Annotated in this window: 13 protein-coding genes; 2 read left to right on the forward strand and 11 right to left on the reverse strand. The window is 55.1% G+C overall.

The annotated features are described in order from the left end of the window. Positions 1-8: 8 nt before the first annotated feature. The 6 genes from RGQ30_RS11145 to RGQ30_RS11170 all read right to left on the reverse strand — a co-directional run bounded on the left by RGQ30_RS11145 (position 9) and on the right by RGQ30_RS11170 (position 7,409). Positions 9-890, reverse strand: coding sequence for a MaoC family dehydratase (locus tag RGQ30_RS11145; RefSeq protein ID WP_130555845.1), 882 nt, complete (start codon positions 888-890; stop codon positions 9-11). Positions 891-991: 101 nt separating this feature from the next. Beyond that, positions 992-2,134 carry an acyl-CoA dehydrogenase family protein gene (locus RGQ30_RS11150; RefSeq protein WP_130555844.1) on the reverse strand — a complete coding sequence of 381 codons (1,143 nt, stop codon included), beginning with the start codon at positions 2,132-2,134 and terminating at the stop codon, positions 992-994. A 20-nt stretch (positions 2,135-2,154) separates the two neighbouring features. Further along, on the reverse strand, positions 2,155-3,150 hold the full coding sequence (locus RGQ30_RS11155) for an alpha/beta hydrolase fold domain-containing protein (RefSeq protein WP_130555843.1): 996 nt from the start codon (positions 3,148-3,150) through the stop codon (positions 2,155-2,157). Positions 3,151-3,233: 83 nt separating this feature from the next. After that, complete coding sequence (locus RGQ30_RS11160) at positions 3,234-4,265, reverse strand: AraC family transcriptional regulator (protein WP_130555842.1); 1,032 nt, start codon at positions 4,263-4,265, stop codon at positions 3,234-3,236. Between the two features lie 57 nt (positions 4,266-4,322). After that, positions 4,323-6,350: an NADPH-dependent 2,4-dienoyl-CoA reductase gene (locus RGQ30_RS11165; protein ID WP_130555841.1), complete on the reverse strand. Its 2,028-nt coding sequence runs from the start codon at positions 6,348-6,350 to the stop codon at positions 4,323-4,325. 9 nt (positions 6,351-6,359) lie between these two features. Then, positions 6,360-7,409 carry an AraC family transcriptional regulator gene (locus tag RGQ30_RS11170; protein WP_338284419.1) on the reverse strand — a complete coding sequence of 350 codons (1,050 nt, stop codon included), beginning with the start codon at positions 7,407-7,409 and terminating at the stop codon, positions 6,360-6,362. A 189-nt stretch (positions 7,410-7,598) separates the two neighbouring features. Here RGQ30_RS11170 and RGQ30_RS11175 point away from each other — a divergent pair, with 189 nt between their 5' ends. After that, entirely contained in the window at positions 7,599-8,465 is an 867-nt protein-coding gene (locus RGQ30_RS11175; RefSeq protein WP_130555839.1) for a fatty acid desaturase, read from the forward strand. On the opposite strand, the gene RGQ30_RS11180 is transcribed toward RGQ30_RS11175, so the two are convergent. Then, complete coding sequence (locus tag RGQ30_RS11180) at positions 8,456-9,253, reverse strand: crotonase/enoyl-CoA hydratase family protein (protein ID WP_130555838.1); 798 nt, start codon at positions 9,251-9,253, stop codon at positions 8,456-8,458. The genes RGQ30_RS11175 and RGQ30_RS11180 overlap by 10 nt on opposite strands. A gap of 14 nt (positions 9,254-9,267) precedes the next feature. After that, on the reverse strand, positions 9,268-10,338 hold the full coding sequence (locus tag RGQ30_RS11185) for a helix-turn-helix transcriptional regulator (protein WP_130555837.1): 1,071 nt from the start codon (positions 10,336-10,338) through the stop codon (positions 9,268-9,270). A gap of 132 nt (positions 10,339-10,470) precedes the next feature. Between RGQ30_RS11185 and RGQ30_RS11190 the strand changes: the two genes are divergently transcribed. Next, positions 10,471-11,631 carry an alkane 1-monooxygenase gene (locus tag RGQ30_RS11190; protein WP_130555836.1) on the forward strand — a complete coding sequence of 387 codons (1,161 nt, stop codon included), beginning with the start codon at positions 10,471-10,473 and terminating at the stop codon, positions 11,629-11,631. Between the two features lie 20 nt (positions 11,632-11,651). Here the strand turns inward: RGQ30_RS11190 and RGQ30_RS11195 are convergent, their stop codons facing one another. From RGQ30_RS11195 to RGQ30_RS11205, 3 genes are all read right to left on the reverse strand, one after another. Beyond that, a complete protein-coding gene (locus tag RGQ30_RS11195; protein WP_130555835.1) occupies positions 11,652-12,455 on the reverse strand; it encodes a hypothetical protein in 804 nt (267 codons plus the stop codon). After that, positions 12,449-12,826, reverse strand: a complete 378-nt coding sequence (locus RGQ30_RS11200; RefSeq protein ID WP_130555834.1) for a winged helix-turn-helix transcriptional regulator — start codon at positions 12,824-12,826, stop codon at positions 12,449-12,451. Before RGQ30_RS11200 ends, RGQ30_RS11195 begins: the two co-directional genes overlap by 7 nt. Before the next feature lie 80 nt (positions 12,827-12,906). Further along, positions 12,907-13,344, reverse strand: a complete 438-nt coding sequence (locus RGQ30_RS11205; protein ID WP_130555833.1) for an acyl-CoA thioesterase — start codon at positions 13,342-13,344, stop codon at positions 12,907-12,909. Positions 13,345-13,349: the final 5 nt, after the last annotated feature.

The raw sequence follows: 13,349 nt of genomic DNA on the forward strand, positions 1-13,349 counted from the left end.
TTCTGATTTCATTTGAAGCGGCCCACCATGTGCAAGGTGCCATCGGCAGCGGCCACCCGCAACTGGGTGTAGCCTTCCGAATCTTTTTTGGCACTAACCTGTACCTGCATGCCCGAGTTGGGCAAGGGCAACGGCTTGATCCAGCGCACATCAATGTCTGCAATGCTGAACGACGCATTGTGAAGTACTTCCCAGGTGCGGGCCAACTGCCCAAAGCCATGCAAAATGCAGCTTTTGAAGCGGGTGCGTTTGCCCACGGCTTTCAGGGTGTGAATGGGGTTGAAGTCGCCCGTCAGCATGGCGAAGGCAAGGCCGTCTTCTTCTTCCGCATGCCACTGGCCCACGGTATTGAATTCAAATTCATCGCGCTTGACGGGTTTGCTTTTTGAAGCCGGCTTTCCACGGGGTACTGTGGAATAGCTGTCGATGACCACCGCCAGTTCGCCTTTCGGGTTGCTGGCCTGCACACGGGTGTGAATGCGCACCTTGTCGCCATCGTCGCTGACTTCCATCAAGCTGCCGTGCAGGGCGATGGCATCATCACGCTGCAAGGGTTGGTGAATCTGCATGCGCAAACCCTGGTTCAGCAGCGACAACAAATTGTAGGGTGCCAGGCTACCCAGCTTCGCCAACATCGGCATGGCCCAGTGGCTGCAAAAATGGGGTGGCAAGGCCTTGGCATAGCGTTGCGCAGGGGCACCCGCCCAAGCGGCGTATTGGTCCACCAGTTCATTATTCAGGGCGCCAATGCGGGCATCCAGGTGAACCGGCAGTTCCGGCAAATGGCCGGGGCGGGTCAACGGTGTTGCATTGCGAATGGCCGCCCAACCCATGGAACGGATGTTGGGCCAATGCAAGGCCAGGTACTTCAATGGATAGTCTGCAAGCATGTGTGTTCTCCGTTGGCTATTGAGTTGGCTATTGAGTCTGCTCAATAGTCCAAAATCTATAGGTCCAATATCTATAAGTCGAATTTCTACAGGTGGAATTTTTACAGGCCCAATTGCTTGCCAATGATTTCATTCATGATTTCATAGGTTCCGCCACCAATGGAGGCGATGCGGTTGTCGCGGTACAAACGCTCCACCAGGCTTTCGCGCATGAAGCCCATGCCGCCGAAAATCTGCACCGCTTCGTAAGTGATGAAGTCGGATGTCTTGGTGGCAAAGTTCTTGGCCATCGACACTTCCTTCAAGGCAGGCTTGCCAGCCTGCATGCGCGCGGCCACGCGGTAGGTGAATTCACGGCTGGCTTCCAGTTGGGTGGCCATGTCGGCCAGCTTGTGGCGAATTACCTGGTGCTTGCTCAAGGGCTTGCCAAAGGTGCTGCGGTTTTTTGCATAAGCCAGTGCTTCATTCAAGGCCAGTTCAGACAGGGTGTTGGCATAGCAGGCCAAGCCCAGGCGTTCGGCTTCGAAGTTGGTCATGATCATCATGAAGCCACCGTTCTCGATCCCGATCAGGTTTTGCTTGGGCACCACCACGTTGTCAAAAAACAGTTCGGCCGTGTCGCTGCACCACCAGCCCATTTTCTTCAAGGGTTGGCCAGTTGTGAAACCGGGCATGCCTTTTTCCATCAACAGCATGCTGATGCCGCCATAACCTTCGCCACCTGTGCGCACGGCCACGGTGTAATAGTCGGCCCGAATGCCGGACGTGATGTAGGTTTTGGAACCCGACACCTTGTAGTGGTCGCCACAATCCACGGCGCGGGTTTTCAAATTCGCAACGTCTGACCCACCACCTGGCTCGGTCACAGCAAGTGCGATGATTTTTTCACCTTGCAACACGGGTGGCACAATGCGTTCTTTCATCTCGGGGCTGGCCCACTTCGCAATGGGTGGCAAGGCAATGCCATGCGACATCAGGCTGGAAAAAAAGCCGCCAGAACCGGCGCGTAACAATTCTTCTGTGGCCACCAGGCTCATGAAATAGTCGCCCTCGGAATTGCCACCGTAGGCCTCCGGGTAACCAATACCCAGAATTCCAGCCTCCCCGGCCAGTTTGTACACTTCACGCGGAAATGTGCCCGCCTCTTCCCATTCATTGATGTGGGGTTGAATGTGACGCTCCACAAACCTGCGAATGTTGCGGCGTGCTTCGTCGTGTGTCTCGTTGAAGTAGGTGGTGTACATGTGGACTCGTGGTTGAAAAATCAGACAACAGGTTGTTGGACAGGGGCGGACAATTGCCGGATGCGCGATTGAAATTCCGGTGGCCGATACAACTTACCCTGCCCGATCCAAGCGGCAGCGGAAGTGAATGCGGCGCGCCCTTCAGGCATGCGCGGCGAACACAAAATGAAATCGTGAAACAGCCCAAGCCACACGTCGACATGGCACACGGTGCCAAGTTTTTGCGCCTCGCGAACCAGGCGCAGGCTGTCGATCATGAACACCTCGTTGGCTGCGCATTGCACATACACAGGGGGCAGGCGCGACAGGTCCCCCAGCAAGGGCGAAATCAACGGGTCTTGCGGGTTGTGCCCGGTGGTGTAAGGTGCTGCAAAAATTCGCTTCAACCAGTCTTGGGCGCGCGCAAGGTCGGGGCCAAGAAAGGCGTCATTTACAGAGGGGCGACAATCGTCCATGCCCATGGACGGGTCAAGCCAGGGCGAACTGAGGTACACGCGTGCAGGCAGTTTCAAACCTTCCCGGTTAAGCACGTGGCACAAAGCCAGGCTCAGGTTGCCGCCCGCGGAATCACCACCCAGCAGCAGTTCATCCTGCCCTCTTTCCTGCAAGAGGCCTTTCCACACGGCAATGACATCATTCAGGCCAGCCGGAAATGGAGCCTGGCCCATGAGGGTGTAGTCAGGCACCCAAGCCCGGGCCACACCGGCCTTTTTGCAAAGCCGGGCCACGAAGGCGCGGTAGTTTGCGGCACTTCCAAATGCAAAACCGCCACCATGAAGAAACAACAGGGTTTGATCGGGATTCGCACCCGCGTTGGTGTTTTCAATCACCTCGATGGCAATGCCATTGACCACCCTGTGGTTAACAGTGCAGCCACTGGGCATGCGGGACAAGCCCTGCAACATATTGGTTAGCTGTGCGCCCACGCGCCATACCTTTTCAGGATTGCGGGCGGCCAGCAAACGGCCTTGGCAGAGGCGTAAAAACAGGCGGATGGATTTGGACATTGAACTCATGAACCCATCATGGCGCGCCGGGACAACCGAGCCAAGGGCAATGCTGGACACAATGGGGGTAAATAGCGACAAGCTGGCGAATTTTACCTGCCTTTCTGATTCTCCGCGTGGAAGTCTTGGGGTGTGATGCCAAACCAGCGCTTGAATGCGCGGCGGAAATTGGAGGCCTCTTGATAGCCCAGGCTCAAGGCAACTGATTCCACTGTGTTGGTGCTGACCATAAGGCTGAGTTTGGCCTGCCTTCCCAGTTCGGAATCCCGCAGGGTTTGGTAGCTGGTGTTTTCATCGCGCAGGTAGCGCATCAGCGTGCGGGACGACAGGTGGAAGTGGCTTGCCACCTGCTCACAGGTCCAGATTTGGCCGGGGTTGGTGCGCAGTAGTTCGGTGACTCGGGCAGACCAGGTGCTGGGGCGTTTTTGTTCCAGCAAAATCTGCTCGCAACGGGCCAGCGCCATGGCATAGGTTTCTGCACAGGCCAGTGGGTTGGGCATCAAGGCCAGGCCATGGGGAATCACGATTTTTGTGCGTGACTTTCCGAAAACGCAGGGGGCATGCAGGTATGCTGGATATTGTTGGGCATGCACGGGGGCAGAATACGCCAACTCGACCCGCAGTGCGGGGTCGGATTTCCCGATGATCATGCCTAGGTGGTTGACCATGGTGGCCAGTACCGCTTCACAAAAAAAGCGCCCTACTTCGTCCAGTTCAATGCCCATGTTGATGATCACCGCAAAGTGGTCACTGGCAATGTGCCCTTCCATTCGGGCAAAGCCACCGCGTATGTCATGAAATTTTTCAGTGGCTTTCCACGCATGCCCCAGGGTGGGTGAAGACGCGATGAGTGTACCCAAAGGGCCGTGTGCAGCCAGGTGCAGGTTGGCACCCCAGCGCAAACCCAGTGCCGGGTTGTGGCTGATTTGAAGTGCATTGCGCACAATCACGGACTGGGTTTCAGCATCAATGAAGGTGTTCAGTTCAAGCAGGTCGGCCGGGCCCAGGCGCGTGCCGCGCAGCAGCAGTTGCTGGCCTTTGTGATCCAGCCCCTGCTCGCGCGCAAGCATGCGGGTGTAGGCCGTGGGAAATACCACACGGCCTTCTTGAGCTTGCCCGGTCACGCTGTCTGCTTACAACGCTGTGTGCAACGCTGTGTGTAACGCCATTTACGGCGTTTGTTACACCGTGGCAGCAAGTCGCGCACCCTGGTTGATGGCTTCCTTGGCATCCAGTTCAGCCGCTTTGAATGCACCACCAATGATGTGCAGCGGCTTACCCATGGCGAGAACCGATTCTTCCAGTTCGCGGTTGGGGTGCTGGCCTGCACACACAATCACGTTGTCGACTTCCAGCAGGTGTTCTGCACCATCGGGGGTGCGAATACGCAGGCCTGCGTCTTCCACGCCAATGTATTCCACACCGGACATCAAGCGCACGCCCTTGGCTTCCAGCGCAGCGCGGTGGATCCAGCCCGTGGTTTTTCCGGGGCCTGCAATTTTCTTGGGCTTGCGTTGCAGAATGGTGATTTGACGCGTAGCCGCTTCGGGCTGCGCCTTCACACCGGCAATGCCGCCGCGTGCTTTTTGCTCCCGATCAATGCCCCAGAATTCGCAGAAATCTTCAATGCTGGTGGAAGGGGATTGTTCGGAACCGTGGTGGGTTAGGAATTCTGCCGTATCCACACCAATACCACCGCCACCCACAATGGCCACGCGTTGACCAACAGGTTTGCCGTGCTTCAGCACATCGAGATAGCCCATGACTTTGGGGTGATCCACGCCGGGCAAACTTGGCACATTCGGAATGATGCCAGTGGCCAGCACCACTTCATCAAAATCTTTCAGATCATCAGCGGAGATGCGTTGGCCCAATTTCAGCTGCACACCTTCCTTGTTCAACATGGTGTTGAAGTAGCGAATGGTTTCGTGGAATTCCTCTTTGCCTGGCACCTGCTTGGCAATGTTGAACTGCCCGCCAATTTCAGGGGATGCATCAAACAAAGTCACCGCATGGCCGCGCTGCGCGGCAGTGAGAGAAAACGACATGCCCGCAGGCCCTGCTCCCACCACGGCAATTTTCTTGCGGGCGGGTGTTTTGACGAACACCAGTTCGGTTTCATGGCAGGCCTGTGGGTTCACCAGGCAACTGCAACGCTTGCCACCAAAAGTGTGGTCCAGGCAAGCCTGGTTGCAACCAATGCAGGTGTTGATTTCATTGACGCGGGCTTCCTTGGTTTTCAGAACCCAGTCGGGGTCGGCCAGGAACGGGCGTGCCATGGCGATCATGTCGGCATCGCCATTTTGCAAAACACGTTCGGCGTCATCGGGCATGTTCAAACGGTTGGATGCAGCCACCGGAATGGACACCACTTCCTTGATCTTGCGGGTGGCCCAGGTGAATGCACCGCGAGGAACCTGCGTGGCGATGGTCGGGATTTTTGCTTCGTGCCAGCCAATGCCGGTGTTCAAAATGGTGACGCCGGCCTTTTCCAGTTCACGCGCCAAGATGAGTGTTTCTTCAAGGCTTTGGCCATCGGGTACCAGGTCCAGCATGGACATTCTGTACACGATGATGAATTCTGCCCCGACCTTGGCGCGAATGCGGCGCACCACTTCCAGCGGGAAGCGCATGCGTTTTTCGAAAGTGCCACCCCATTCGTCGGTGCGCTCGTTGCCGCGTTCAGTCAGGAACTGGTTCAGCAAATAGCCTTCGGAACCCATGACTTCCACGCCGTCGTAACCGGCCATTTTTGCGTAACCTGCAGCGCTGGCAAAGCCGTCAATTTCCTGTTCAATTTCTTCGGCTGTCAAGGCACGCGGTGTGAACGGAAAAATTGGCGATTGCTTGGCAGAAGCTGAAACCATGTTGACGTTGTAAGCCTGGCGGCCTGCGTGCAACAGCTGGATTGCAATTTTGCCGCCTGCGGCATGCACTGCATCGGTTACTGTGCGGTGGCGCAAGGCATCGGCTTCGCTGGTCATTCGGCCAGCACCCGGCCACAACACAGCTGTTTCAGAAGTTGCAAAGCCACCGGTGATCATCAGGCCCACATCGCCCTGCGCGCGGCGTGCAAAAAATGCGGCCAGCTTGGCGGGGTCTTCTTCTTCAAGACCAGTGTGCATGGAACCCATGATGACCCGGTTCTTCAAGGTGGTGAAACCCAGGTTCAATGGCTCAAGTAATTTGGCGTGTTGCGCTGCAGGCATTTGAATTCCTTAGTGGTGAAGTTGTTTGTATTCAGAGGGCGATACGCCGAACCATCGGCGAAAGGCCCGGCGAAATGTGACCGGTTCGGCATAGCCCAGCTGTTCCGCCACCTGCGCCACGGTAGAGCCCGGGCGGTTCATCAAGGTGACAGCACGCTGGCTGGTTTCATGATCCAGCAACTGCTGGTAAGTGGTGCCTTCATCTTTCAGGCGACGCAGCAAGGTGCGGGGGCTTAAATTCAGGTGCTGTGCCATGTCTTCCAGGCTAATTGCCTTATTGTGCGGCTTGCCCGGTGCATTGCTTTGCGCATTGATTTGCGCCTCATGCAACTTGCCCAGCACGAAACCGCTCACCGTGCCTTTGCGCAGTTGAGCTTCATACATGGCCTGGCATTGTTGCAAGGCCAGCGCATGCATTTGGCGATCACTTGAAATCAACTTCTGGCGAACCACCGATTTGGGAATCAGGATGGCATTGCCGGACATGCCAAACAACACGCGATTGCCGGGAAAAGCCAGCTTGAAATGTTCTGTGCCGGGCGGTGCCGCAAAGGTGAAATGAATTTCGGCACCGCGCAAGGTTTGACCCAGCAAGGCCTGGGTGCTTGAAAACGCAGAGGCCAGAATGGCCTGGATCAAAAAATTCAGCACCGGACTTTCCGGCGGAAGAAAATTGAAAGTCAGTGCGTTGTAGTCGCCATGATCGGGTTCGTGGTTCACCACGAAAATCTGCGAACGCAAGGCCATGTAGGTTTTGAACAGGTCCAGCGCATTGCCCAGGTTGTCGCTGGTCATGGCCGCAATGCCCATGGCCCCGTGAATGGCGGGGCCACCCCGTAGCCCGGCCTGCAGCGGCAAACTGTCAGGTGGATTTCTGGAGAGAACGGCCTGAACAATGCCCTGCAATTGCGCCCAGTTGAAATGGCCTTCGTCGGCCAGAAGCTGCGCAGCGTCAATGCCCGTGCCTTCCAGCATCGGAATCAGTTCACTGTCGGCCACGCCCATTGTTTGCACAATCAGACGCACCGCATTGAATGGCAAAGCGGGGGTTTGCTGCAAGCTCATTGTTCTAGGTATTGCGGTTGTTACCGCGTGTTATGTCTCTTGTCGTCAAGATTAACATTACAAGGCACAGACAATAAATACATAATTCGTCACTTTTTGACCCTGCTTTGGCAATCAAGGCCACTTACCGCCCTGCCGGGCCTGTGCCAATCTTAATTCAGATTGAACACCGGGGATGAAGCCATGCAAGATTGCGCCACAAAAACGTCCGAAAATATCATTCAGACCCTGCGAAAAACGCCTGCCGTGGCCTGGCCTACCGTCATCCTGCTTGTTGTGGCCTATGGCATCATGGGCACAACAAGCTGGGCCTGTTTCACCGGACACCTTCCCTTATGGGTGGGTGCGGTGGTCAATTCCATTTGCCTTTACATGCTGTTCACGCCAGCCCATGAATCCATGCACCGCAATGCCTCGGCCAATTCCACGGTGAATGAATGGGTGATGTACATTGCCACCTTCGTGGTCATCCCCTTTGGTTCAGGCCAATTGATGCGTGTGATGCACATGCAGCACCACCGCTTCACGAATGAAGAAAATGACCCCGACCATTTTCTGTCGAGCCATTTTTACCTGATGCCCTTGTGGGGCTTTTGGCCTTTTCTGTACCTGTTTCAATATGCGCGAAACCCGGCCAAGTGCCCCAGCATTTCTGTGCGAAGTACCGTTCGGGAATTCACGATTGGCTTTGGTGTGATCATTGCCCTGTTCGTGATGGAACCAATGGCCATGCTGGTTCTGTGGCTGATTCCGATTTATTGCGGATTCTTCCTGATGTGCGTGGTGTTCATGGTATTGCCCCACTACCCGGCCCTGGTGCGTGCCGATGAAGACATCTACAAGGCCACACTGATTCGCAAAGGCTGGGAATGGCTGTTGACGCCGCTGTTGATGTACCAGAACTATCACCTGGTGCACCACCTTTACCCCACCATTCCCTTTTACCGCTACATCAAGGCCTGGAACGGGAAACTGGACTTTCACCTGTCCAAAGCGCCCACCATTGTGGGCGCCTTTGAAATCAACGGGAAACCGCCTGCTCAGAACTGAGGGGCGCGTTTTTCGAGATAGGCATTCACTGCTTCGCGCTGGTCGGGTCCGCCGATCAATTCGTCCTGCACATCCGATTCACGTTGCAAGATTGCCGAGCGGTCATTGCGCGCGGTGAAGTTGATCAGGTTCTTGGCTTCACGCAATGCATTCGGGCTGAGGTTGGCCAAGCTGTTGGCCATGTTCATGGCGTCGTCCAGCGGGTCTTCGGCAATGCGCGTGGCCAGCCCCAGGTGAACCGCCTCAGGTGCAGTCACAACCCGGCCAGAAAACACCAGGTCGGCAATTTGATCAGTACGCAACAGGTTTTTCAAGACCCACATGCCACCCATGTCGGGCACCAGTCCCCAACGCACTTCCATCACCGACATTTTGGCATCGGGTGCAATCAAGCGCATGTCGGCACCCAAAGCCAGTTGCAGGCCACCACCGAAGGCCACACCGTGAATGGCGGCGATCACTGGCACATGCAGGTCATTCCAGACCAGCGCGGCGTACTGGAAAAAGTTGCAGTCGCCGTGGGTGCGCGCACCCAACTTGCCGGGCGCAATGCGGCTGTCAGGGTTGTCCATCTGCTTGAAGTTTTCAAGGTCAAGCCCCGCAGAAAATGCACGGCCTTCGCCATGCAACACCACCACGCGCAATGCGGGGTTGGCCTTCAATTCAAGCGCGACACGGATCAGGTCATCAAACAGCTCGGCTGTCAGCGCGTTCATGCGGTCGGGGCGATTCAGCGACACGCGGGCCACGCCGTTGGGTTCAATGGTACACAGCACCAGGTCAGACATTGCACATCACTCCATCAATTGGTTTTGGATCCGGACAGTTGCCGGGACAGTTTGAATTCTCGCGGTGTTTGGCCACACCACCGTTTGAAGGTGCGGCTGAAATTGGATGCGTCTTCATAGCCCAGGGCATGGGCAATTGCCTCCACCGTGGTGTCGGTGTGTTCCAGCAACCAGCAGGCGCGCTCTTGCCGAACATCATCCAGCAGTTGCTGGTAACTGGTGCCTTCGGCCTGAAGGTGGCGCATGAAGGTGCGTTCGGTCAGGTTTTCTTTTTCAGCCATGTCCTGCAAGGTGGGCATGTGCCCTTCCACCTGTTGCAGGTGGCTGAATACACGCTGGCGCAAGGTGCCACCGGCCTGCAAACGCTGCAGTTGCAAATCGCATTCGCGAAGCAAACGTTGAAGGGCATCGTCATCGGCAGCCAGGCTTGGGCTGTTCACCAGTGACTTGTTCATCACGACACGCAATTGCGGAAAGCCGAATTCATTGTGGTGCGCGATGCGCTGGTATTCGGCGGCCCATTCGGGTTTTGCAAAAGGCCATTCAATGCGAAGCATGGGTGGCAACTCCTGACCAGTCAGCGCGGTGAGCAATTGCACCAAACCACCCAGCAACTGGCAGTGCAGGTATTCGCGCGCGCTGCCCAGGTCCATCCATTCATCCAGCACGGCTGCAAACTCGGGTTCATATTGAAATTGCAGGGTGGCCAGGTTCTGGCGCAAGGCGGCGTAGCGTTGCAGCAGCAACATGCCGCTGGACAAATTGCGGCTGGCGATCATGGCCGCACCCAGCGTGCCGTGGGCTGAAGCCGGAGTGCGCAAGCCCACGTCCAGACCAAGCCAGGGGCACCCTGTCAGTTCAATACCGCGCTCAATCAACTTGCGCATGGGCTCGAAACCCATGAACTGGTTGCTGCCATGCAGCTGTTCCCAGTCAAGCGAAGTACCCGACAGAATATCGGCGGGTGCAAAACCACGGCGCTGCAATTCGGCACACAACAGGCGCGCATACACCGGGTGCAATGCCGCCGGGTGCAAAGCAGCCTGGCGTGGCGTGTTGGTGTGGGCACGGCTTTGTGGGGTCAACGTGTGTCTCGCGCTGTGGGGTGTTGCTTGTTGTTTTTGTCAGTTAATGACGATGTTATGCCACCCTGTGCGGTGTTGTCCATTCCATTGCAGGCCTAAGATGAATTCACCATGAACAACCGGTGCACAAGAATGACACAACACACACTGCCTGCAATTCAATACAAAGACCCGAAGAAATACATGTGGCTGCTTTCAGTCATCGCGCCGTTTGGTGCCCCACTGGGCCCGATCATGTACATGTACACCGGCCACACGCAGTGGCTTTGGGCTTTTCTGGCTTTCTTTTATCTGGGTTTGCCAATACTGGATTACATGTTTGGCGAAGACAAACAGAACCCGCCTGAACAGGCCGTACCTGAACTGGAGAACACCGCGTATTACAAGGTGATCACTTACCTGCTGGTGCCCATCATCACTTTCGGTTTTCTGTTCAATGTGATTTTTCTCGCCACGCACGACCTGCACTGGCTGCACTGGTTGGCTGTAGCGATTACCACCGGTTCACTGCTGGGTTTCGGTTTGAACCTTGGCCATGAAATGGGCCACAAGAAACGCAAACTGGACAAGGCATTGGCCCTGTTCACCCTGTCGCTGGGTGGGTATGGACACTTTTCGGTTGAGCACAACCGGGGCCACCACCGCGATGTGGCCACACCGGAAGACCCGGCCACTTCACGCATGGGCGAGCACATTTATGAATTCATGCTGCGTGAAATTCCCGGTGCATTCAAACGCGCATGGCACCTGGAAGGTGAGCGCCTGGAACGCGCAGGAAAAAGCCGCTGGAATGTCGGCAATGAAATCCTTCAGGCGGGTGCCATGACAGTTGTGCTGTACACCACCTTGCTTGCCCTGTTTAGCTGGCCGATGGTGCCGGTGCTGGCCGTGGTGGCATTCTGGGGTGCATTCCAATTGACCAGCGCCAATTACATTGAACACTACGGGCTGATGCGTCAGAAACTGCCCAATGGCCAGTACGAGCGCTGCGCGCCACACCATTCATGGAACAGCAATCATCTGGTGTCCAACCTGGTGGTGTTTCAATTGCAGCGGCATTCCGACCACCACGCCAACCCGGCGCGCAGCTATCAATCCCTGCGTGATTTTCCGGAACTGCCCAGCCTGCCTTCCGGTTATTTCGGCATGTTCCTGATCGCGTATGTTCCACCGCTGTGGTTTGCCGTGATGAACCCAAGGTTGCTGGCCGTGGCTGGAAAGAATGCCCAGAAGATCAACATTCAGCCATGCAAGCGCGAACGCATGATTCGGCGTTATGCGTTGCAAGCTTGATGATTTGGGGCAATGAAGCTTTAGGCGGGTTTCTGTGGTCTGTTTGCAAGCGCTTCTCGGCGCTTTAACAAGGCAATCCGTTTGGATTTTTGTTTCAGATAAAAGGCATGCATTTGGGGAAATCGTTCTGAATTGAAGCTTTCATGAACGATCCCCAATTTTTCAATCAGTGCAAAAGCATCAAGACCGTACTCAACATCCGCCACCACATAAGCTTCCGTACAGCAGTTGGAAAAATGGGCTTCCACAGCCTTTAAACCCAACACTTCAGAGTGGGCAACAATCGATTTCAAGTAGTGATGGGCAATATCAATTGATAGTTTTGCCTGATTTCTTCCTTGCTCATCCCGTTTGGAAGGAATGTTGGCCAGGTTGTGCAGCTTGCTTGTTAACAGGTCCAAGGGATTGATAACCCGGCACTTGAAATCGTCGCCAATGCGGATTTTTTCAGTGCGACTTTCCACCTTGTGAGTATCCAAGCCTGCAATGGCGCTCAAAAAATCGACTTGAAGAAACAGTTGATCATTCAAATCCACAGCCAGTACAGCGGTATTGAAAGTGTTGCTATCTAACGTTGCAATGGTCAATTGACTGTTCTTGATCAAAGCAGCCAGCTTGCTGGCCACTGTGGCTTTGGCGATCAAGTCAATATCGCCGGATACACCAAGCTCAATGTTATTTCCAAGCTTGTAGGTTTGCGCATACAGAAGGACCGCCTGGCCGCCCACAAGCACAGCTTCTTCAAAATCTACTTTCTCCAGTATGTAAATAACTTGCTCAAGTGTGAGGGTTTCGGGAACAGACCTGCGTGTACGTTTCACCATTTGTCAAAGGACTCATTTTCAATGGCGAGTTCAACATTCAACATGGGCATGACAGCCATGCTTCCGTGTCGTTGGAAAAACCACTTTCTGTTTGCAGCCTTGGCGTCAATCAACTTGTCACCCGACTCCAATACCACTTCTGAAATGTCCAGGTCTTGCAGCTCGGGAATTACAAAAACCTCACGACGAGACTTGTTGTTCATGACGCTGAGTTCACTTTTCACGAAACCCAACTTTTCACAAAAAGCCACTGCAACGTGTGCATTTTTGTAGTTGATACCCACCGCGGCAGCCAATTCATAAACACTAAGGCGTGGATTGGCCTTGGCGTGGTTGAATATTTTTTGAGCGTTTTTGGAAATTTTGCGCATGGGGAGCTCCTTGACCTATAAATTGCCATATATGGCAATTTACGTCAAGAACAGAAGCCTGGCCACTGCGGGTCAGCGCATTAGCCAGCCTGATTGAATTTCTTGCCTTGCGCGCCCTCTTGAAGGGCGCGTTTCAATTCTGCAGGGATAGAAAGCTTGGTGAAGGTTTCGGCATTCAGTAGCACATAGGTGCCCTGCGAAGTGGCGATCAAAGCCCCGGTGGCTGCATTCACAAACACGATCGTCAAGCTGAAACTGGTGTTGCCAAAGTGACTTGGTGCCACAGTGGCTTTCAGCACATCGTCATAACGTGCCGGGCTTTTCCATTCGGTGAGCATTCGGACCACCTGGGTTTCATAGCCCATGCGAACCAGTTCCTGATACCCCCCCACCGCCGCGCGCTGGTACTCGGTGACAGCGAGGTCCACGTAGTCTCCATACCGCGCGTTGAACACGACGCCTTGGGCGTCGCATTCACCATACCGCACCCGAAAGAGCAATTCAAAAGCTTGATCCAACGAAT

It is taken from the genome of Limnobacter thiooxidans, from assembly GCF_036323495.1.
Lineage (GTDB): Bacteria > Pseudomonadota > Gammaproteobacteria > Burkholderiales > Burkholderiaceae_B > Limnobacter > Limnobacter thiooxidans.

Bases quoted from the DNA above. Each gene is read 5' to 3' on its own strand.
- RGQ30_RS11145 (WP_130555845.1), bottom strand. From the start codon at position 890: ATGCTTGCAGACTATCCATTGAAGTACCTGGCCTTGCATTGGCCCAAC.
- RGQ30_RS11200 (WP_130555834.1), bottom strand. From the start codon at position 12,826: ATGCGCAAAATTTCCAAAAACGCTCAAAAAATATTCAACCACGCCAAG.
- RGQ30_RS11155 (WP_130555843.1), bottom strand. From the start codon at position 3,150: ATGAGTTCAATGTCCAAATCCATCCGCCTGTTTTTACGCCTCTGCCAA.
- RGQ30_RS11195 (WP_130555835.1), bottom strand. From the start codon at position 12,455: ATGGTGAAACGTACACGCAGGTCTGTTCCCGAAACCCTCACACTTGAG.
- RGQ30_RS11190 (WP_130555836.1), top strand. From the start codon at position 10,471: ATGACACAACACACACTGCCTGCAATTCAATACAAAGACCCGAAGAAA.
- RGQ30_RS11150 (WP_130555844.1), bottom strand. From the start codon at position 2,134: ATGTACACCACCTACTTCAACGAGACACACGACGAAGCACGCCGCAAC.
- RGQ30_RS11165 (WP_130555841.1), bottom strand. From the start codon at position 6,350: ATGCCTGCAGCGCAACACGCCAAATTACTTGAGCCATTGAACCTGGGT.
- RGQ30_RS11175 (WP_130555839.1), top strand. From the start codon at position 7,599: ATGCAAGATTGCGCCACAAAAACGTCCGAAAATATCATTCAGACCCTG.
- RGQ30_RS11180 (WP_130555838.1), bottom strand. From the start codon at position 9,253: ATGTCTGACCTGGTGCTGTGTACCATTGAACCCAACGGCGTGGCCCGC.